Below are 20,770 nucleotides of genomic sequence, written 5' to 3' on the forward strand. Positions count from 1 at the left end.
GTTCACAGGGAGCCTCCACTGCGATTGACCCGAACGATGAGGTAGATCAGGTACGGTGCTCCAAGTGCGCCGGTGACGACGCCGACGGGATAGCGGCTCGGCAGGACGAACTGTCCGACGTAGTCTCCCGCCAGGACCAGGATCGCGCCGACCAGAGCAGACGGGATCAGCAGCGAGCCGCTGTTTCGCACGATGCGCGCAGCAATAGGTCCGGAGAGGAAGGCGACAAAGGCGATTGGTCCGGTGACCGCGGTTGCCGTGGCGATCATGCCCACCGCAGCCATGACAACGATGATCCGTGTCTCTATGACCTTCACGCCAAGCGCCGCCGCGGTGTCGTCCCCCAAGCGAAGCGCCTCGAGATCTTTAGCGCGGGACAGAAGTAAGCCGCCACACAGGGCAAGCATCACCACAAGCGGAAGCACCTGCGAAAGCTGTGCACCGTTCACGCTCCCCGTTAGCCACCGCATCGCTTCCTGCAGCGTCCAGGATGGCGCCTGCGACAGCACATAGGCGACAAAACTATCCAGCATTGCGGAAACGCCGATGCCCACAAGGATCAGCCGCGTGCCCGCCACACCCTGCCGGGATGAAAGACCGTAGACGCAGAGAGCGACGCCAAGCCCGGCAAGAACGGCGACGACAGAAACAACGAGGCCGCTCAAGGACAGCAGGACGATCGAAAATACGGCGGCCGCACTGGCGCCAGAGCTGATGCCGATGATGTCGGGGCTCGCCAGCGGGTTGCGCAGCATGATCTGGAAGGCGACGCCCCCCATGCCGAAACTGAGACCCACGAGGATGGACAGCAGGGCACGCGGCAGCCTCAACTGCCCGACGGTGAAGCTCGCACCGGGGACACTCTCGCCCAGCAGTACGCGCAGGACATCCCCAGGCGGCGTGAAGCTCTGGCCTAGCGACAAGGCGAGGACGAAGATCGCAAGCACCAGAACGAGGAGCGTAAGGATCACCGAGCCGTGCCTGCGAGCGCGGCGGCGACGGTTTTGTTTGATCGGGTTGATGGAGGCGAGAGCGGTTCCAGTCATAACTCGCGCACCCTCTGCCGCCGGACGGCCCAGATGAAGAAGGGTGCGCCGAAGAAGGCAGTGACGATGCCGACATCCAGTTCGGCAGGCCGCGCGATCAGGCGCCCAAGGACATCCGCCACCAGGAGAAGGCATGCGCCACCCAAGGCAGAGAACGGCAGAAGCCAGCGATAGTCGACCCCGATGAGCAGCCTGCAAAGATGTGGGACGACAAGTCCGAGGAAGCCAATCGGGCCACACACGGCTGTCGTCGCGCCACACAGAAGAACGGCGCCAAAGGCTGCTACTGCGCGGGTCAGCGCCACACGTTCTCCAAGACCCGCCGCGAGGTCATCCCCCAACGCCAGGGAGTTCAGCTTACGCGCCGACAGGAGGCTGATGATGAAACCGGCAGCCAGGAAGGGCAGCACCGGCAGGATGCGCTCGAAGGTCGCGCCACCTACCCCGCCGATCTGCCAGGACTGAATGCCGCCGGCGATGTCGTTGCGCGGAAGGACGACGGCAATGACCATGGAGGCGAAGGCGACCGACGTTGCGGCGCCGGCCAACGCCAGTTTCAGTGGCGTCGCGCCGCCGCGCCCGAGCGAGCCGATGGTGTAGACAAACACTGCCGCGCTTCCTGCACCGGCAACAGCGACCCAGATGAAAGCCTCTGCTGAGGAGATGTCGAACCATGCGACGCTGATGACCACCGCAAGCGAGGCACCCATGTTGACGCCGAGGATGCCGGGGTCGGCCAGCGGGTTGCGCGTGACGCCCTGCATGATAGCGCCGGCGAGGGCCAACCCGCCACCGGCGAGCACTGCTAGAACGGTGCGCGGGATACGAACATTGACGGCAGCTTGACCAATGCTGTCGACCTTGCCTTGTACGCCGGCAAGGATATCGCCCCAATCGACGTCTCGCGTTCCGACGGTCACAGATAGCGCGCAGAGCAGCAGAAGAAGCACAAACAGTCCCACCAGCCACACGCTGCGCGTGGCATTGGTGCTTGCAAGCACGCTTCTCTGGGGTGGCCGTCTCTGCGTCAGCATTATGGAGATTTCTTCGCCGCCTCGCTGAGGAGAGCGACATAGTCCTTCAGCACCCAGGAGATCGAAAGCGGGGTAGGATTGGCGGCCGTGCCCACTGGGTTGCGTCCCAGGGTCACCAGCGCGCCTTTGGCGACAGCCGGCATCTTTGCCATCAGTGGGTTCTTTGCCAGGGCTTCGAGAAGCTTGGCGTCGCCATAGGTGACGAGAATACCGACGTCATCGAAATCATCGACACGTTCGGCGCTGACCGATCCGGAATATTTGCCCGGCAGCGATGCCTTCGACACGCTCTTCGGCGACTTCAGGCCCAGGTCCCGGAAGAATTTCACGCGTGTGTCGTTGGTCGTGTAGAAGCTGACGGTGCTGAGGTCGGTAGCGTTGAGATGGGTGATGAACATCGCCGTTTTGTCCCACAGCTCCGGATGTCCCGCGAGTGTTTCGGCAATCTGTGCCTCGATCTTCGCAATCAAGGCCTCGCCTTCCGCGGCCATGCCGAGGCCGAGGCTGTTGAAGCGGATCATCTGGCGCCAGTCCGTTGACCAGGGCGCCTCCGGGTAGGCAACGACCGGCGCGATCTGGCTCAGCGTATCGTAGTCAGCCTGGCTGAGCGCTGAATAGGCGGCGAGGATCACGTCGGGTTGGGCCGCGGCAACCGCCTCGAAGTCGATTCCGTCCCCTTCATCGAACAGGATGGGCTTATCCGCCTTAAGCTCTGCCAGTTTATCGGCGACCCACGGCAGCAGGCCATCCCCGTCATCATCACCGAAATTGGCGCGGGCAAAGCCGACCGGCACGACGCCGAGCGCCAGCGGGACTTCATGGTTTGCCCATGCAACGGTGACGACACGTTCCGGCTTTTTCTCGATGATTGTGGTGCCGAGAGCGTGCTTTATAGTGACCGGGAAGGCGCCTTCTGATGCCGACCACGCGCCTGTTGCCCAGAGCGCCGCGCCGCATGCGACAAGCAGTCGGATCCACACAACAAGCAACCGCAGCATTTCAAACTCCGCCGGACATTAAGTGGACTTTCACTTTCAGGTTCACTCCCGCACGTCAACGATAATGCAGTTGGGCGCGCCCAGAGGCGGTGACATTTCCGCGGAATCCTACAAGGCCAAAGAAAAAATACAATACTAGACCGCGTTCCTCAAGTTAAGAGCCGCAACGGGGATAAAACACGACATGATGCAGCGGGCGCTTTGGGCTCAGGGGGCATCTGAGGTTCACTTCCCACAGATTTTGTTGATCTCGCTGCAAGCAGCGCCTTAACCGTTTGGAACGCGTCATGGACACGAACAGAGTACACCGTCACCTAAAGCCCGGCCGCGATGCGCATCGAAAGATCGCCTTTCTCGGGTGTACGGCGCTTGCTCTTGTTGCACCGGCGCTGGCATCGGCACAGGACATCAACAGCGTGACCGACGGCCCGACGCTTGCCCCGATCGTCATCGAGGGCAATGGCACGAGCACTGTACTCGACACCAGCAATGACTCGAAGTCGATTGTCGCTACCCAGACGACGGGTGTCGGCAAGATGCCGACGGACATCCTTGTTGCGCCGGCCTCCGTCTCGGTCATTACCTCGAAGGAAATCGAGGAACGTGGCGCAGAAACCGTCGAGCAGGTTGTTCAATACACCGCCGGCGTCGTCACCGACTTCTACGGTGGGGACGACCGCTACGACTATTTCGATATCCGCGGATTCACACCCTATACCTATCGTGATGGCCTGGCTGTTGGCCGCACCTTCGGCGGTGTTCGCGAGGAACCCTATGCATATGAGCGCATCGAAGTTCTCAAAGGAACGAGTTCATCGGGCTTTGGCGCAGCAGAGCCGGGCGGCTCCGTCAACTACGTCACCAAGCTACCGAAGCGCGAGCGCTTCGGCGAAGCCTATATCACTGGCGGCTCCTTCTACCACAAGGAGGTCGGCCTCGACTTCGGCGACAACATCACGGAAGATGGCTCGCTCTCCTACCGCCTGACCGGCAAGCTGCAGGGCGCAGAAGCGGAATACGATTATTCCCAGAACGATGAAAAGTTCATCATGGGTGGCCTGACGTGGCGCCCGACCGACATGACGAGCCTCTCCTTCGTGTTCGACCACCTGGAGCGGCAGGGTGTGCCGGGAAATGGCGGCCAGCCGCTCGGCACTAACTTCGATCGGGACAAGTTCTTCGGCGAGCCGGACTACTACTTCCTCGACACGAACCGCAACGTCTACAGCCTGATGTTCGACCACGACTTCGGCAATGGGCTGAGCTTTGCGTCCAATGCCCGCTACAGCAAGGCAGACAACGCCTTTGGCAGCGCTTACCTGTCGAACACCCGCACCGACGGCTCCAATCTCGCCGATCGCTACTTCTTCGGCAGCGACACCTCGGCAGAGCAGTTCGTCATCGACGCCAACCTGATCTACGAGACGAGTTTCGAAAACGTCGACAGCCGCACCTTGATCGGCGCCGACTACAACGACTTCGAGTCCAGGAACTACGGCCTCTACATTCCGGGCGCTCCGCCAATCAACTGGACCAACCCGGTCTATTCAGGCGGTCCGGTATCCACGGCACCAACATCCGGAACGGGCAATGAGCAGGTCACCAAAGCGATTTATCTCCAGCAGGACATGACCTTTGCCGACAGACTGACCGTCAGCCTCGGCTTGCGCAATGACTGGTTCGACCTCAGCCAGACCAACCTGCTCACAGGCGCTTCTTCCTCAGGTGACCATAGCGAGTTCACCAAGCGTCTCGGCGTGAGCTACAAGATCACCGAAGAACTGGCTGCCTTCGCGAGCTACGCGGAATCCGCGGCACCTCCCGGCATCGGTACCGATCCGACCACCGGCAAGCAGTATGAGATCGGCATCAAGTATCGTCCGGATGCCTTCCCTGCCCTCTTCACCGCTTCGGTCTACGGCCTGACCAAGGGCAACATCACCGTCTACGACAGCGTCACCTACCTGCCGGCAACAGTGAACAAGGTGCGGCATCGTGGTGTGGAGCTCGAAGCCAAGGCGGAGATCGCCGACAACTTCAACATTATCGCGGCCTACAGCTACATCGACTCCAGGATTGACGAGCCAGGTGGTGACAGCGATGGCAACCGTTTGATGCGTGTTCCGGAGCACACGGCGTCGATCTGGGGCACATATACGCTTGAGGGCGACGGGAACCGCGGCGACATGACCTTCAGCCTCGGTGCACGTTTCCTCGACTCGTACTTCCTGAACCTCACCAACGCCGGATCGTCGGAAAGTGCCGTGGTTTTCGACGCTGCCTTCACCTACAAGGTGGCGGAGAACACGACGCTCCAGTTGAACGCCAGCAATCTGTTCGACGAAAAGCATATAGCCAGCCAGGACAGCGGTGGCGTGTACTACAACCCGGGTCGGGCCATCTACGCAACGCTGCGCCAGACCTGGTAATCGCGAAAAGCTCGTCTCGTCTCGGCTGGACGAGCTTTTTCTAGGACAACGTTTTCTTGCGTCGCCACGCCGCCGGTGTTTCGCCGGCGGTGTTGCGGAAAACCTTCGTCAGGTGCGCCTGGTCCGAAAACCCAAGCTGGTTCGCGATCTCTGCGAGACTCAAGTCTGTCTCCCGCAACATCGTCTTCGCAAGCTCGATCCGCTTGCCCAGCTGCCATTGCAGGGGTGTCTTCCCCACGGTCTGCTTGAAGACACAGGAGAACCAGCTTTCCGACAACCCAACCGCGGCCGCCATTTCGGCGACCGACACCCGTTGGCCACAGCGCGCGTCGACATAGGCGTTCAGCTTGTTCATTTGCGCCTGGGTCAGCCGGCCGTTCGCTTGATCGTGTTGATCGCCGGTAAGGTCAAGCAACCCGGTGACGATGCTCCCGACGAGGCTCTCGACATAAGCATTGTGCCTTGATGGAGTTGCGAGTTCATCGATCACCAAGCCAGCGAGTGTCTCGACCGCATCCGCCTGTTGAAGTTCGACCGGACGATTGATGGCTGCCAGAGCCGCGGACCGTCCGATCGAGGGGGCCAGATATTTGACCAATCGGTCCTTGTGCAGATGCAGGTTAAGATGCCCGAAGCGATGCCCCTTCTCGCTGCTTGTCCACATCGGCACACCCGCCGGGACATACAGCGCCTTCATCATCGGGCGGTAGTGCGGTTGCATGTCGCCGCCGGTGTTGGACAAGCGGATGCGTGACGACACGTCGTTCCGGAAGATCATGATGCGCGGGTCGTCGGCGAGGTAATACCCCTTGGCGCCGGCCTGGCTTTCGGCCTCCCAATACACGCCGACCATACCATCCATCTGTCGCCACCGTGCCGGGGCGACGGGCCGGATGCCCTCCGTATGCCAGACCATCGAGTGCCAGAAGTTCAATGTCACACATCCATCTCGCGCCGGGCGTCCTGAGAATGCCCTCGGCTTGCGCCTCGCCCCTACGGGTCAGGTGTCTCAAATCGGCGATGCTCCGTATAAGATGAGCGATAACATCATGTTTATGTCGATGGCAACACAAACAGGTTCGGCATACGGCCTCGAAGGAGGCGATACCGCGTTGTGACGACGCGGTATCGCCTGGCTAAGGTCAGGCCTTCGCAGGGAAGGCTGCTTCAAACAGGCGCGAAAGCCTGTCGGCGAAGGCACGCGGATGCGCGGGTTTGTCACCGTCCAGAATGCGGGCTTCATCCAGCAGAAGCCAAACCGCATCCTCCTTTGCAGACGTCTCGGAGATGGAGGCAAGGCCCGCGATCAGTTTGCTCTGCGGGTTGATCTCAAGCACCGGCTTCGACGCGGTCGAGAGACGGCCTGCCCCTTGGAGGATCTTCTCCAGCTGGCGGTCGGGACCCTGCTCGGAGGCGACGAGGCAGACCGCACTTTCGGTGAGGCGTGAAGAGACACGGACTTCGGCAACTTCTTCCTTCAGCGTCTCGCGGGCGAATTCAACAAAGGCGTTCACCTCGTCAGACGGCTTGGCAGTGCGGTCTTCCTTGTTCTCACCACCAGCGACCTTATCAAGATCGCTCAGACCCTGGGTGATCGACTTGAAGCTCTTGCCTTCAAAATCCTGGACGTTTGGAGCCCAGAAGCTGTCAACCGGATCGGTAAGCAGGAGAACCTCGATGCCGCGGGCTCGGAAGCCTTCCAACTGCGGAGAAGCATTGAGCTGCTCAAGGCTGGTTCCGGCAATGTAGTAGATGGCCGACTGACCTTCCTTCATGTCCTTGACGTAGTCCGCGAGGCTCCGGTGCCCTTCGCCAGACGCCGTGGTCTTGAAGCGGGCGAGCTTCAGCAGTTGCGTGCGGCGCTCGAAGTCGTCGTAGATACCCTCCTTGAGGATCGCGCCGAACAACTCCCAGATCTTTTCGAAGTTTTCGGTGTCGCCTTCCGCCTGCTTTTCCAGCGCCGTCAGGATGCGGCTCGTCACCCCCTTGCGGATGGCGGCGAGGATCGGGCTTTCCTGGATCATCTCTCGGGAAATGTTGAGCGGCAGGTCTGCGGTGTCGACGATACCGCGCATGAAGCGCAGGTAGCGCGGCAGGAGATCGGCGTCATCGGTGATGAAGACACGCTTGACGTAAAGCTTCATGCGGCCGTGACGCTCGACGTCAAAGAGGTCGAACGGCAGCGAGCCCGGCACGAAGGCTAGCGCTGTATATTCGTGGCGGCCTTCCGCGCGGAAGTGCACGTTCAGGAGCGGCTCGTCATACTGTCCCGAAACGCCACGGTAGAAGTCGTTATATTCCTCCTTGGTGATGTCGCTCCGAGACTTCGTCCAGAGTGCAACGCCATCGGTAACCTTCGCGGGTTCGGCGCCAGCCTTCTCCACGAGTTCGATCGGAACCGGGACATGGCCAGACTGCTCGCGGATGATCCGCTCGACCGCCCACTTACCGGTGTAGGACTTCGCGTCTTCCATCAGCTGGAGGGTCACCCGCGTGCCGCGCGCCGGTGCATCTGCGGGGTCGACCGGCGAGATAGTGTAGTTTCCCTTGCCATCGGACGACCACTTCCAGGCTTGGTCCTGGCCGGCAGGGCGCGAGACCACGTCGACGCGATCGGCCACCATGAAGGAAGAGTAGAAACCGACACCGAACTGGCCGATGAGTTCGGCCTTGTCATTGGCCTTTGCGGCTTCGAGCCGCTCCATGAAGGCGCGCGTTCCCGAACGGGCGATTGTGCCGAGAGCATCGACCAATTCCTCACGGCTCATGCCGATGCCGTTGTCTTCGACCGTCAGCGTCCGCTTGTCTTCGTCCAGTGAGATCAGGATGCGCGACGGTGCACCATCCGCTGCAAGTCCCGGCTGTGAAATGGCTTCGTAACGGAGTTTTTCGCAGGCATCGGCCGCGTTGGAAATAAGCTCGCGGAGGAAGACGTCCTTGTCGGAGTAAACCGAGTGCACCATCATGTGCAGAAGTCGGCTGACGTCAGCCTCGAAACTGTGTTGTTCCGCGGCGTGTTCTTGCGTCATCGTGGTCATTGTCACCCCATCATGCTGGAAATCGCGCGACAGATGGTTTTCGCGCTGGCGGATTTCAAGCACCGGACCCGAGCAAGATCAACGAGTTTTCGGCAGGGGTGGCCGAGCGCCGCATGGAACGGCGCCCGGCATTGTCATGTCTTAGGCACGCAGATCGAAGCGATCTGCGTTCATCACCTTGTTCCAGGCCGCAACGAAGTCGTTGATGAACTTCTGCTTGGAATCTGATTGCGCATACACTTCGGCGATGGCGCGCAGCTGCGAATGCGAACCGAAGATCAAGTCGACGCGCGTTGCGGTCCACTTCGGTGCCTTCGTCTTGCGGTCATGGCCCTCATAGACGCCATCCTTGCCTTCGACCGGCGCCCATTCCGTGCTCATGTCGAGCAGGTTGACGAAGAAGTCGTTGGTCAGGGTTTCCGGCTTGTCGGTGAACACGCCATGCTCCGGCTGGCCAGCCTTCAGCACCCGCAGACCACCAAGGAGAACCGTCATTTCCGGCGCCGTCAGCCGAAGAAGCTGGGCGCGGTCGACGAGCGCCTCTTCCTGCTGCATGAACTGGTGCTTCGACGTGTTGACGTAGTTGCGGAAACCGTCAGCACGGGGCTCGAGCGGAGCGAAGGAATCAACGTCCGTCTGTTCCTGCGAAGCATCCATGCGGCCAGGCGTGAAAGGTACGACGACCACGTGGCCGGCGGCCTTTGCTGCCTTCTCGATGCCGACTGCACCACCGAGCACGATCATGTCGGCAAGCGAGATCTTCTTGTTGCCGGTCTGGGAGGCGTTGAACTCCTTCTGGATGCCTTCCAGAACCGCCAGCACCTTGGCAAGCTGTGCCGGCTGGTTTGCTTCCCAATCCTTCTGCGGAGCAAGGCGGATGCGGGCGCCGTTCGCGCCGCCGCGCTTGTCGGAGCCACGGAAGGTCGAGGCAGAAGCCCAGGCGGTCGAGACGAGTTCCTGAACGGAAAGGCCGCTTGCCAGGATCTTTTCTGCGAGAACCGCCAGGTCCTTGTCATCCACGAGGTCGTGGTCGACGGCCGGAATGACGTCCTGCCAGATCAGATCTTCTGCTGGTACTTCCGGGCCGAGGTACCGAACCTTCGGACCCATGTCGCGGTGGGTCAGCTTGAACCAGGCGCGAGCGAAGGCATCCGCGAACTGAGCCGGGTTTTCGAGGAAGCGGCGCGAGATCTTTTCGTAAGCGGGATCGAAGCGCAGCGACAGGTCGGTCGTCAGCATGGTGGGAACGCGCTTCTTGGACGGATCGAACGGATCCGGCACGGAAGCCTCGGCACCCTTTGCACGCCACTGGTAGGCGCCGGCCGGGCTCTTTTCGAGTTCCCATTCGAAGTTGAACAGGTTTTCGAAGAAGTAGTTGCTCCACTGGGTCGGCGTCTGCGACCAGATAACCTCCGGACCTCCGGTAATGGCGTCGGCGCCGTGGCCGGTACCGAACTTGCTCTTCCAGCCGAGGCCCTGCTCCTCCAGGGCGCCACCTTCCGGCTCAGCACCGATGAAGGACGGATCGCCTGCGCCATGGGTCTTGCCGAAGGTATGGCCGCCGGCGATCAGCGCCACGGTTTCTTCGTCATTCATGGCCATGCGGCGGAAGGTTTCGCGGATATCGCGCGCTGCTGCGACCGGATCAGGGTTGCCGTTCGGACCTTCCGGATTGACGTAGATGAGGCCCATCTGCACGGCGCCAAGCGGTTCGGACAGCTGGCGCTCGCCGCTGTAGCGCTCGTCGCCCAGCCAGCTGCCTTCCGGACCCCAGAACAGTTCTTCCGGCTCCCAGGTGTCGGCGCGGCCACCGGCAAAACCGAAGGTCTTGAAGCCCATCGATTCGAGGGCGACGTTGCCCGTCAGGATCATCAGGTCCGCCCAGGAGATCTTGTTGCCGTACTTCTGCTTGATCGGCCAGATCAGGCGACGGGCCTTGTCGAGGTTGGCGTTGTCCGGCCAGCTGTTGAGCGGCGCGAAACGCTGCTGTCCGCCACCTGCGCCGCCACGGCCATCGGTGATGCGATAGGTGCCTGCGCTGTGCCATGCCATGCGGATGAAGAGGCCACCGTAATGACCGAAGTCGGCCGGCCACCAGTCCTGCGAATCCGTCATGAGGGCGCGAAGATCGTTCTTTACGGCCTCGAGGTCGAGCTTCTTGAACTCTTCAGCATAATTGAAGGACTGCCCAAGCGGATCACCGAGGCCAGAATTGGCGTGGAGAATCTGCACGTCCAGCTGGCTCGGCCACCACTCCTTGTTCGTTCTGCCGCGCGGCGTGTGTGCAACCGGGCATTTGCCAGCGTTTTCCTTGGACTGAGCATCCATGACTGTTCTCCTAGTTTCCCTTGACCCGCGCTGATCGACCGATCGCGCATGGTTCCCGTCCGGTGCAAGCGAGGGAGACGTAGCAACCGTCCCCGCTTCCCCGGAGGTCTCTTAGCCCAGCTCCACGATAAATTTAAGTAGGATTTGCTGATTGCTGCGATAAGATCAGCTTATGAAGAACGTGACCCTGAAGCAACTTCGGTATTTTGAGGCGCTTGCTCGCGACGGCAGGTTTCGGATTGCTGCGGAAGCCTGCGCCATCTCACAGCCAGCGCTTTCCATGCAGATCAAGGAACTGGAGCAGGAGCTAGGCAGCGCACTGTTCGAACGAAACGCAAGGGAGGTGAAACTCACAGAATTTGGCAAGCTGTTTGCCTTGCGCGTTCGCGACATCCTGCGGGCCGTCGATGAACTCGGGGACTTTGCCCGCACCTCGCGAAACCACTTCCTGAAGCGCCTGCGCATCGGCGTGATTCCGACCGTGGCGCCTTACCTGCTGCCGGTCATCATCAATGACCTGAACCGCACCTTCAGCGGCATCGAGATCGACGTCCGCGAGACGCTGACGACGAAGCTCGTTCAAGAGGTCATTCAGGGTGGGTTGGACATGGCGATCGTCGCTCTGCCCGTATCCGAGCCAGCGCTCAAGGAGATGACGCTGCTCGAAGAACAGTTCGTGTTGGTGCGGCGACGCGAGGACGAGGCAAAGCCCGTGCCGGAGCGCGAGGCGCTACGTGAGATGCGACTGCTCCTGCTTGAGGAAGGCCATTGTTTCCGCGACCAGGCACTTTCCTTCTGCAAGGCCGGGCCAATGCGACCGAAGGAGATCATGGAAGGCAGTTCGCTTTCGACGCTGGTACAGATGGTCGGCGCCGGCATCGGCGTCACGCTGATCCCGGAAATGGCAGTTCCCGTGGAAACGCGCTCGGCGCTGGTGTCCATTGCGCGGTTTCCGCCGCCCCAGCCATCGCGCCGTATCGGGATTGTCTGGCGCAACTCCGCCCCCTTGGCCATCCAGCTTCAGCAGATCGCCGACGTCATCCGCCAATCCGCCCAGTCGCATCTGGTCGCTGAGCCGTCTCAGCCAAGCCTGGCGTCAGTAGGGTAAGCCGACGTAGTTCTCGGCGAGCGCGGTCGAGGCTGCGCGGGAATGCGTCAGGTAATCCAGTTCGGCTTCCTGGATCTTCTGGTCAAACTCGTCAGTATCGGGGAAGCGGTGCATCATGGTGGTCATCCACCAGGAGAACCGCACCGCCTTCCAGACACGCGCGAGCGCCTTTCCGGAATAGGCGTCGATGCCTGCGGACGAGCGTTCGCCATAAAACTGCTGCAAGCCCTCAAAGAGGTAGTACACGTCGCTTGCGGCCAGGTTCAGCCCCTTTGCGCCCGTGGGAGGGACGATGTGGGCAGCATCACCAACAAGGAACATGGTGCCGAAGCGCATCGGTTCGGCCACGAACGAGCGTAGCGGCGCGATCGATTTTTCGAAGGAAGGCGCGGTGACGAGGGCTTCGGCATGGTGAGCCGGAAGCCGCCGGCGCAGCTCATCCCAGAAGCGGTCGTCGCTCCAGTCCTCGATCTTCTCCTCAAGGGTACATTGGACATAATAGCGGCTGCGCGTCGGCGACCGCATTGAACACAGCGCAAAACCACTCGGATGGTTCGCATAGATGAGTTCGTGATTGACCGGAGCAACCTCTGCGAGGATCCCGAGCCACCCGAACGGATAGACCTTCTCGAAAACCCGGATGGCACGCTCCGGAACCGCCTTGCGGCTTGGGCCATGGAAACCGTCGCAGCCGGCAATGAAGTCGCAGTCGATGCGATGAGAGATCCCGTCCGTGCGGTAGGTGACATAAGGCGTCGTCGTGTCGAAATCATGCGGCTCGACATCAGACGCTTCGTAGATGGTCACGCTGCCATCCCGCTCCCGCTGCTCCATCAGATCCCGCGTCACCTCAGTCTGGCCATAGACCATGACGCGTTTGCCGCCGGTCAGTCCAAGGAGGTCGATCCGGTGGTCGCGTCCATCGAAGGCGAGCGAAAAGCCGTCATGTGGCAGGCCTTCCTCATGCATGCGTGCGCCGCAACCCGCCTTGTCGAGAAGACCGACCGTCCCCTCCTCCAGCACGCCCGCCCGCACGCGTCCGAGAATGTAGTCCTTGCTCACACGGTCGAGGATGACGTTGTCGATGCCAGCCTTGGTGAGGAGTTGGCCAAGCAGGAGCCCTGACGGACCTGAGCCAATGATGGCGACCTTTGTACGCAACGCAGACCTCCCTGAGCGTTAAGCTGGTGAAATGTGCTTGACTTAGGAAGCGGTCACAATGGACATTTGGCACGGAAAATTGCACTTTCTAAACTTAGGGCGTTCTTGATCTCATGGCGACTATTCCAAGCTTCCACCTCTATGGAGAGAAACTTGATGAGGAGCCACGTTTCTGGATCCATTGCGAGACCATCAAGTCTCGCAGCAGCCGTCACCGGTGGGAAATCCGCCTGCACCGGCACGAACGCTTGTTCCAGATCTTGTATATTGCTGCCGGATCTTGCGATGCGATCGTGGGTGATGAAACGCGCGTGCTTCTGCCGCCGACGATTCTCACGCTTCCGCCGGGCGTCAGCCACGGTTTCCGATTTTCCAAGGATATCGAAGGTCTGGTCATCACCATCGAGCGTTCGCAACTGGGAGAAATGACGCGAGAGCGCGGTCGTTTCGCGCAATGGCTTTCGGCGCCACATGCCGCGACACTCGAGCCCGAGGAACCGGACCACGCCTACCTGATGGATACGCTGCAGCGGATTGCGAAGGAAAACTGGCGCGGTGACAGCGGCGACGACGAACTGCTGCGGGATTATGTGGCGCTTGCGGTGCGGCTGGCGGCGCGCACTGCGGTAGGTGACGCCTCTGCGCCGGCTGACGGTCGCGATGAAAGACTGGCCTTGCTCAACACGCTCATCCAGCAGCACCACAGGGAGCACCGGCCGCTATCGTTCTACGCAGGTCAGCTTGGCGTTTCGCTGACGCATCTCAATCGTCTTGTGCGCAGTGCGACGGGACAGACGCCGCATGATCTCATCACCGCGAAACTGCTCGACCAGTCAAAGCGCGAGCTCACCTTCTCGATGGCGACGACGCGTGAGATCGCAATGCGGCTCGGTTTCGAAGACCCCGCCTATTTCTCCCGCTTCTTTTCCAAACATACGGGAGAAACGCCAGGCGCCTGGCGACGCCGGGAGAAGGCGCGGCTGAACTCCGGCGCCGAACCTCGGCTGGCCAGCGCTTAGCGAGGAGCGCTTGTGGTTTCCCTGCGACGACTTAGAAGACTTGCGCGGATAAGCTCGGCCTTGCTGAGAGCAGGCGGTGGAGGAGGCGCCGGCACGGGTGCAGGGGCAGGTTTTTGCTTTTCTCCCTTGGCACTCTTGAGCGAGATCAGGCGGCGCTGCGCCACCGAGCGGTCTTCATCCGAAAGCGGCTCCACCGGATTGCCATCGATATCATGCCGCATCGCGCCTGGCTGTGCGCTTGCCATGTAGTATCGCTTGCCATGCACGAAGGCGCTGACAGCGCGCCGCAGAACGGTAACGCCAGCGCCCGGCTTCAGGAGGCCGCGGATCTCGTCAAAGAGGCCGATGGCGAAAGGGCGAACTGGATCGCCGGGACGCTGTGGAAGCACCCCGATCGGACGCACCAGGAGTTCGTTTACGGCTTCCGCCTTGCGGATGTCAGCCTCGGTCGCTCCGATCGCGCCTTTTTGTGCCGTCTCCGTTCCACTCATCGTTCAAACATCCCAGCCAGCCATGACGGCCAGCATCTCATCATTTCATCACGAAGTCTGTTGTGCCGCGGTCTTGCCCTAACTCGGCAAATTTTACCAGCCAATCTTCTTCACGATTGAATGACGGATCCCCAAGAGGGTCAACGAAATGCTGCGCGGGTGTGATAGTCTGACGCAGGCAGGTCCCCCAGGACATCCTTAGCAACCGTTCTTCCCGCGACCATCGCGCCTTCCATGTAGCCGGGAAATGACAGGGCAAGTTCCGAGGAAGCAAAATATATCGGTTTATGTCCGCGACGCAGGATATCCTCGGCGTCCGTTGCATCCGGTATGACGATCACGTCGCTATAAGCACCGCCACTCCATCGGTCATCGACCCAGTCACGGATGTGGATGTCGCGGATGTCCGTTGCCGCAGTCCCAAAAATCTCGCGAAGCTGCGAACTGATAAAGGCCTTGAGCTCTCGCTTCGGGCGACGGTGCCACTGTTTTGCTTCTGGCCCGCCGATGAAGACGGCGAGACCTGCATGCCTGTTGTCGCTTGCGTCGCAGGCGTAAAGACCCTGCGGCATCGACCACATGATCTCACCGCTCAAGCCGTGGTCTCGCCAGAACGGCCGATCGAAGGTGACCCGGATTTTGATGGCCTCGCCGGGAGACCAGGCTGCCAAGGCCTTCTGCAATGACGGCAGCAGTGGTGGCGAATATTCAAGCCTGCCCGCAACCGTCGGCGGCAGAGCCAGCACGAGCCGCTTTGCCTGCAGGCGCGAACCTTCAGCTTCAACCGAGACCCTGTCTGCCTCGTAGATTATTCGGCGTACGGGGGTGTTGAACTTCAGATCGGTTCCCAGCCGTGCGGCCATCTCTTCCGCGAGAGCGTGCACTGTGCCGGGCAGGAACATCTCCATCTCGGAGTGGCTGCCGGTGATGCGTCGGTCGTTGTCGGCAAGGTAAAGGAACTGCACCTCCGCCGGATCCTTGCACCACAGCCCCTTCACCATTCGCAGAAAACCTTCCGTGGCCTCCGGCGGCATGTCATGTTGCCGGGCAACCCAATCCGAGACGGACAGTCCGGCAAGTTCAGGATTCGCTGTGTCCGTGCCGGCCATGCGGCGACGCAAGGCGCTCACGCCTTTCCATTGTGCCTCGCCCGCTTCGGCTGAGATCGCTGGTTGGTAGGCTGTATTCCCAGTGTAATGGGTTGTCGCGACCTCTCTTCCCGTCCCCTGGATCAGGTTCATCAGATTTATCATGTCGCGGGAAAAGAACTGGCCGCCTGTATCGATGCGTTGGCCACCGGAGAGGACGGCACTTTCGACCTTCCCCCCGACACGGTCTTGCGCCTCCAGCAGACAGATCTTCAGCCCCGCATTGGCCAGATCCAGGGCGGCAGAGAGTCCTGCAAAGCCTGCGCCGACGATGATGACATCGAGCATCTGAGGTTCTTCGAGTATTTAATGCTGGGGGAGCTATAGCACGCCAAGCAGGTGGCGGCACGAGTGGAGGCTTGGCTTAATACGCAAGAGAAGAGGCTGATGTCGCCTTGGGAGGACATCAGCCTCTGTCAAATCAATGCGGCACGTTGGTAGAGGTCGACTGCCCGCGGTTTTCACTGCCCTTGAGGCTGCTTGCCTCCTCAACAATGCGGTCGCGCGCGACGTCATGCACTTCGCTCGCAACGGAAGCCGCTGCGGCATAAACGTCCGAGGCGACATGCTGCGCCTTGTCGACAGCGTTGGAAGCTTCAGCCGAGAGCTTGGATTTGACGCTATCGGCTGCTTCGCCGATGGCCTCGTTTTCCTGCCGGGTCGTTGGCAGCGCCGCGCCGATTGCAGCACCAACGGCAAACGCAAGGGCGCCGCCGATCAGAGGCTGATCCTTGAAGTGCTTGACGATGCTGTCATTCATTACGGATCCGGCATCCATGGTGCTGCGGCCAGCATCAGCAAAAGCTGAGCCGATCTTGCCCGTTGAGGCCGTCATCTGCCGCCAGGTATGCGACGCCCAGCCCGATGCCTGGTCCAGCAGCTTGCCTGCTTCGTCACGGATGCTGCTCACCTGCTCGCCGGACGCATTGACGAAGCCGCGGAAGGTCTGCCCGCTTTCGTCCATGAAGTGGCCCGCGCGCCGTCCGGTGCTGTCAGTCAGTGCCTTGAAGCGCTTGCCGGCGCCATCGACGAAATGGCTGTAGCGGCTGGTGCCGTCAGACTGAACCGGGCCTGTGCGGCGAACTTCGCCTTCGATGGTCGCGAGCGGATATTCAACGTAGTCATCGTCGGTATCGTAGGAAGAATAATCATCTTCCCGAGCGTAGGAGGCGATGTTCGTCTTCGGCCCAGCCATCAGCCATGCGAGGCTTACGCCCATCATGGCAAGCGGGATCGGATTGTTCTTGAACGCAGTCCCGAGGTTGGCGAGATATTCCCCGCCGCCGGAGGATTTCGTGTAAGCGAGCACCTCATCGACCATCTGGCCCGGCGACATGCGCTGCTGGATGGCGTCGATCTTTTCTTCGATCCGGCGGCGATCGGCTTCGATGTCACGTTCGATCGCGGCGGAATTCGTGTTCTCACTGCTGTAGGCCATCACGTTCTCTCCTTGATGAGTTGCGCATCACGCCGCAGCGAAGCGGAGGTGCGATCGAGCTTCAGGTTCTCGCCACGCAGGGCGGAGAGACCGCGCGAGATCATGACCCAGGCGATGATGGCCACGACAACGCCGACGATTACGGACGAAAGCGCGTCCGCGTTCGGCTCGGTCATCCCCTGGGCGACCAGGAATGCCGTCAGGCCCTTCACGAGGGCGGCCAGCAGAACACCGACTGCGCCGATCGCGATCACGAGACCGGCGGCAAATGCCTCAACGCCGGTCAACGCATGCGACATCTTCTCGGACGCTTCGGTCTTGGCGAGGTTGATCTCCTTGCGGAACAGACTGGAAATGTCCGCCACCAATCCGGATACGAGTTCCGAAAGTGGCCGGTTGTCGAGTGAACTAGCCATTGAAGTGATCCTCCGAGGTTTGGTTGAAGCTTGGGCTGGAAGAGGGCTGCATGCCGAGCGGGGTTGTGGTTGTGGACGGGGGATAAACAGCCTGCGACGCCATCGGCTCCGTAGACGAAGTCGTGGCCGTGTCTGCCGATGCCTTCAGGAAGCGGCTCGCGGCAAGACCCGCCATGGCGGCAAGACCGAGGAATGCGAGCGGCTGCTTGCGACCAAAGTCTTCGGCGATGCGTGCGACCTGGCTGAGATCACGATCCTTGATGTCGTCTGAAAAGCCACGGACGCTTGAGCCGATGCTGCGGGCGATCCGGCCGATGTCCCGCTGGTCTCCCTGCTCGAGCTCATTTGCGACCTTTTCGACCGCGCTGGCTATGCCGCTCAGCTTGTTGGCGATGACATTCTTATGCTCCACCGCCATCTGTTCGGCAGCATGTGTCGCTTCGTCGAGCTGGCTCTTCGCCGTTTCCTTGACCGACTGCAAATCTTCCGCAAGGCGCTGTTTCATCGCGCCGCCCGAAGCGTCAGCCGACTGCGACGAGGCGCCCAGATTGGAGGAAGGAGTGCCCTGATTTAAGGATGTTCGATTTTCGTGATAGGCTGGGTAGCTGGAGGGATTGGCTCTGCCACCGTCCTGATTGAGATCTCGTTCGGTCATGGGATTCTCCGATGCGCTTAGCGATCAAGCTGCTTGCTGGCAGCAACCGGACAATCAACCCGAATGTCATGGATATGGTTCCATTTAGCCCAAATCGGATCCCTGCTCAGATCCTGCATCGCTTGAGCATGCCAGTCCCCCTGCCCGCGGCCTTTCGTGACGGTCTAGGTTACCGGCTATGGCATCGGTAGCCTCTTAGCGAAAGGGATGAAGCTGTAGCGTCCAATGCTACTGAAGATGTTCTGGGCCTGCGTGTCGGGAGGACAGTTCGTGGAGAAGCATGACGCCCTGCTCAAGCAGGAGTTCCGCTGCGTGGACATCGCAATCGGCAAGGTTCATCGACAGGCCCCGCAGCGTCCCGGCAACAGCCATGGTGTTCTGCCCGGCGGTCACGTCACCCTCATCCTCGGCGTCACTCGCCGCCTGCTCAAGCGCAGTCGCAACAGTGTCGAACATGAGGTGGCGTTCGTCGAGGTCCATGTCCTCGAACGCCTTGGCCGCGAATCCCATGATTGCTCCTTTCTTGTTGTTGCTGACTACGGCCAGCAACTGACATTTTGGATTTAAGTATTTTGGAATCGTCTAATATCTGGTGTTCGCGTTGACAGTCTCAAGACCTCCCTGCAGCAACAGGTTGTGAGATGTCCGTCCGGCAATCTCGTCCCGCAACGAAAAAGGCCGCGACCGACTAGGCCCCGACCCTAGGTGTTTCGTCGCTTCAAACCGCAATCGGAGCAACTGGTTCAAGGATTGTCGCGCTCGAAAATCCAGTCATGGTCCGGATGGTTCTTGAATCGCCACTTGCGCATCGGCCCTGCCATCACGTTCAGGTAATACATTTCGTAGCCGTAGGGTGCGCCGCAGGGATGATGTCCTTTCGGCACCAGAACCAGATCGTGGTCTGCAACCGCCATGGTCTGATCCAGCGAGCCGTCTTCCGTGAAGACACGCTGGAAACCGAAGCCCTGCGCCGGGTTGAGCCGGTGGTAATAGGTCTCCTCCAGATAGGTCATGTCCGGAAAGTTGTCTTCGTCATGCCGATGCGGCGGATAAGAAGACCAGTTGCCCGCCGGCGTGAAAACTTCCGTCACCAGAAGGCTGTCGGCCACATCTCGCTCTTCCATGGCGATCGGGTAGATGTAGCGGGTGTTCGCGTCCTTGCCGCGCGTATTGAGCGACAGGCCGTCCGGTCCGATCAACGCCGCCTCGCGCCCCGGCTTGGCAGGTGCGGTGCAGACGGCAAGGATGCAGTCTGTCGTGGCGGTCGCGTTCCAATTGGAACCGGCGGGGATGTAGACACAATGCGGCGGCTTGCGCTCGAACACGTTCATCCGGTCGCCAAGCTCGCCAAAGGTCTTGCCGCCTCCGGAAACGTCCGCCTTGCCCTCGACCAGCACGAGGATGACCTCAGTCTCGCCCGTTGGTTCCGTGGCGCTCTCGCCAGCTTTGAGACGATAGAGACCGAACCCGACATAACCCCAGCCGGCATCCTTCGGCCTGATGTCATGCACCTTTCCGGACGTGCCGTTCGGCTTGCGAAGCAGGTTTGTCATGCGTGTCCCCTTCCCTTGTCGAGTCCGGCCGCGAGTGCCATCGCTTTCAGTGAAGCCAAGCCCATGCTCTGGTAGTCGAACGGGTTGCGGACCTCCGGATCCTGCTCCGCCTCGATCACCAGCCAACCGTCATAACCATGCTCGGCGGCAATCTTCAGTACCGGCGGGAAACTTACGCCGCCTTCCTTGTCACCTGGAACAGTGAACACGCCGCGCCGCACGCCTTCCAGGAAGGAAAGCCCTTCGTTGCGCACCTGCGCGGCAATCTCCGGCCGGACGTTTTTCGCGTGGATATGTCCCACGCGCGCCATGTGCTTCTTCGCCACCCGTTCCGGGTCGCCGCCACCGAACAGGGTATGGCCAGTATCGAGCAGCAGCTTGGTGTGCGGGCCGGTGTTCTCCATCAGCCGATCGATCTCGTCCTCGCTTTCGACAATCGTGCCCATGTGGTGATGGTAGACGAGGCTGATGCCGTGCCCTGCCGCAAACTCGGCCAGCGCCTCGACGCCAACGCCAAACGTCTTCCAGTCAGCGTCCGTCAGCCTCGGCCGATCGTTGACGGCCTTGCCGTCATCGCCATGGATGGCGTTGGATGTCTCGCAGACGATGATGACTTTGGACCCCATCGCCTTCAGGAGATCGAGTGCCGGCTGCATCGCCGCCTTCTCGTCCTCGATAGAGTTCACGAGCAGGTTCAGCGAGTGCCAGCCGGACACATAACGTAGCCCGCGTGGCTCCAGCACGGCCTTCAGCGCATTCGGCTCCTGTGGAAACTTATGGCCCTTCTCGATGCCGTCGAAGCCGATCTTCGCGGTTTCATCGAGGCATTGGTCAAGACTGATATGCGCGCCGAGCGTTCGGTCGTCGTCATTCGACCAGGCAATGGGATTGGTGCCGTAGAGGATCAT

The 20,770-nt window shown here is 60.8% G+C and carries 18 protein-coding genes; 3 read left to right on the forward strand and 15 right to left on the reverse strand.

The window, feature by feature from the left end; all coding sequences use genetic code 11:
- Positions 1 to 2 precede the first annotated feature (2 nt).
- The 3 genes from M0654_RS06935 to M0654_RS06945 are packed head-to-tail and all read right to left on the reverse strand — an operon-like array spanning position 3 to position 3,078.
- The gene (locus M0654_RS06935) at positions 3 to 1,046 is read right to left on the reverse strand and encodes a FecCD family ABC transporter permease (RefSeq protein ID WP_248682433.1); all 1,044 of its coding nucleotides are present in this window, start codon (positions 1,044 to 1,046) and stop codon (positions 3 to 5) included.
- Entirely contained in the window at positions 1,043 to 2,080 is a 1,038-nt protein-coding gene (locus M0654_RS06940) for a FecCD family ABC transporter permease (protein ID WP_248682434.1), read from the reverse strand. Before M0654_RS06940 ends, M0654_RS06935 begins: the two co-directional genes overlap by 4 nt.
- Complete coding sequence (locus M0654_RS06945) at positions 2,080 to 3,078, reverse strand: iron-siderophore ABC transporter substrate-binding protein (RefSeq protein ID WP_248682435.1); 999 nt, start codon at positions 3,076 to 3,078, stop codon at positions 2,080 to 2,082. The genes M0654_RS06940 and M0654_RS06945 overlap by 1 nt, the downstream gene beginning before the upstream one ends.
- 287 nt (positions 3,079 to 3,365) lie before the next feature.
- Here M0654_RS06945 and M0654_RS06950 point away from each other — a divergent pair, with 287 nt between their 5' ends.
- Positions 3,366 to 5,507: a TonB-dependent siderophore receptor gene (locus M0654_RS06950; protein ID WP_248682436.1), complete on the forward strand. Its 2,142-nt coding sequence runs from the start codon at positions 3,366 to 3,368 to the stop codon at positions 5,505 to 5,507.
- 40 nt (positions 5,508 to 5,547) lie between these two features.
- Here M0654_RS06950 and M0654_RS06955 read toward each other — a convergent pair whose 3' ends face one another.
- The 3 genes from M0654_RS06955 to katG form a co-directional block, all read right to left on the reverse strand.
- The gene (locus tag M0654_RS06955) at positions 5,548 to 6,441 is read right to left on the reverse strand and encodes a helix-turn-helix domain-containing protein (RefSeq protein ID WP_248682655.1); all 894 of its coding nucleotides are present in this window, start codon (positions 6,439 to 6,441) and stop codon (positions 5,548 to 5,550) included.
- Between the two features lie 208 nt (positions 6,442 to 6,649).
- A complete protein-coding gene (htpG, locus tag M0654_RS06960; RefSeq protein ID WP_248682437.1) occupies positions 6,650 to 8,545 on the reverse strand; it encodes a molecular chaperone HtpG in 1,896 nt (631 codons plus the stop codon).
- A 141-nt stretch (positions 8,546 to 8,686) separates the two neighbouring features.
- Entirely contained in the window at positions 8,687 to 10,873 is a 2,187-nt protein-coding gene (katG, locus tag M0654_RS06965; RefSeq protein ID WP_248682438.1) for a catalase/peroxidase HPI, read from the reverse strand.
- A 172-nt stretch (positions 10,874 to 11,045) separates the two neighbouring features.
- Here katG and M0654_RS06970 point away from each other — a divergent pair, with 172 nt between their 5' ends.
- The gene (locus tag M0654_RS06970; protein WP_118852715.1) at positions 11,046 to 11,981 is read left to right on the forward strand and encodes a hydrogen peroxide-inducible genes activator; all 936 of its coding nucleotides are present in this window, start codon (positions 11,046 to 11,048) and stop codon (positions 11,979 to 11,981) included.
- Here M0654_RS06970 and pobA read toward each other — a convergent pair.
- Entirely contained in the window at positions 11,970 to 13,142 is a 1,173-nt protein-coding gene (gene pobA, locus M0654_RS06975; protein WP_248682439.1) for a 4-hydroxybenzoate 3-monooxygenase, read from the reverse strand. The genes M0654_RS06970 and pobA overlap by 12 nt on opposite strands.
- Before the next feature lie 113 nt (positions 13,143 to 13,255).
- Between pobA and M0654_RS06980 the strand changes: the two genes are divergently transcribed.
- Positions 13,256 to 14,161, forward strand: coding sequence for a helix-turn-helix domain-containing protein (locus M0654_RS06980; protein ID WP_248682440.1), 906 nt, complete (start codon positions 13,256 to 13,258; stop codon positions 14,159 to 14,161).
- On the opposite strand, the gene M0654_RS06985 is transcribed toward M0654_RS06980, so the two are convergent.
- From M0654_RS06985 to iolE, 8 genes are all read right to left on the reverse strand, one after another.
- Positions 14,158 to 14,652 carry a ProQ/FINO family protein gene (locus M0654_RS06985; protein WP_248682441.1) on the reverse strand — a complete coding sequence of 165 codons (495 nt, stop codon included), beginning with the start codon at positions 14,650 to 14,652 and terminating at the stop codon, positions 14,158 to 14,160. The two genes, M0654_RS06980 and M0654_RS06985, sit on opposite strands and share 4 nt — an antisense overlap.
- A gap of 140 nt (positions 14,653 to 14,792) precedes the next feature.
- A complete protein-coding gene (locus M0654_RS06990) occupies positions 14,793 to 16,088 on the reverse strand; it encodes a flavin monoamine oxidase family protein (protein ID WP_248682442.1) in 1,296 nt (431 codons plus the stop codon).
- Between the two features lie 133 nt (positions 16,089 to 16,221).
- Positions 16,222 to 17,238, reverse strand: coding sequence for a DUF3618 domain-containing protein (locus tag M0654_RS06995; protein WP_248682443.1), 1,017 nt, complete (start codon positions 17,236 to 17,238; stop codon positions 16,222 to 16,224).
- On the reverse strand, positions 17,238 to 17,654 hold the full coding sequence (locus M0654_RS07000) for a phage holin family protein (RefSeq protein WP_248682444.1): 417 nt from the start codon (positions 17,652 to 17,654) through the stop codon (positions 17,238 to 17,240). The genes M0654_RS06995 and M0654_RS07000 overlap by 1 nt, the downstream gene beginning before the upstream one ends.
- Positions 17,647 to 18,159, reverse strand: a complete 513-nt coding sequence (locus tag M0654_RS07005) for a nutrient deprivation-induced protein (RefSeq protein WP_248682445.1) — start codon at positions 18,157 to 18,159, stop codon at positions 17,647 to 17,649. The genes M0654_RS07000 and M0654_RS07005 overlap by 8 nt, the downstream gene beginning before the upstream one ends.
- A 378-nt stretch (positions 18,160 to 18,537) precedes the next feature.
- Positions 18,538 to 18,819 carry a hypothetical protein gene (locus M0654_RS07010; protein WP_248682446.1) on the reverse strand — a complete coding sequence of 94 codons (282 nt, stop codon included), beginning with the start codon at positions 18,817 to 18,819 and terminating at the stop codon, positions 18,538 to 18,540.
- Positions 18,820 to 19,052: 233 nt separating this feature from the next.
- Entirely contained in the window at positions 19,053 to 19,862 is an 810-nt protein-coding gene (gene iolB / locus M0654_RS07015; protein ID WP_248682447.1) for a 5-deoxy-glucuronate isomerase, read from the reverse strand.
- On the reverse strand, positions 19,859 to 20,770 hold the full coding sequence (gene iolE / locus M0654_RS07020; RefSeq protein ID WP_248682448.1) for a myo-inosose-2 dehydratase: 912 nt from the start codon (positions 20,768 to 20,770) through the stop codon (positions 19,859 to 19,861). Before iolE ends, iolB begins: the two co-directional genes overlap by 4 nt.

The sequence above is a fragment of the Neorhizobium turbinariae genome (assembly GCF_023223505.1).
GTDB lineage: Bacteria > Pseudomonadota > Alphaproteobacteria > Rhizobiales > Rhizobiaceae > Neorhizobium > Neorhizobium turbinariae.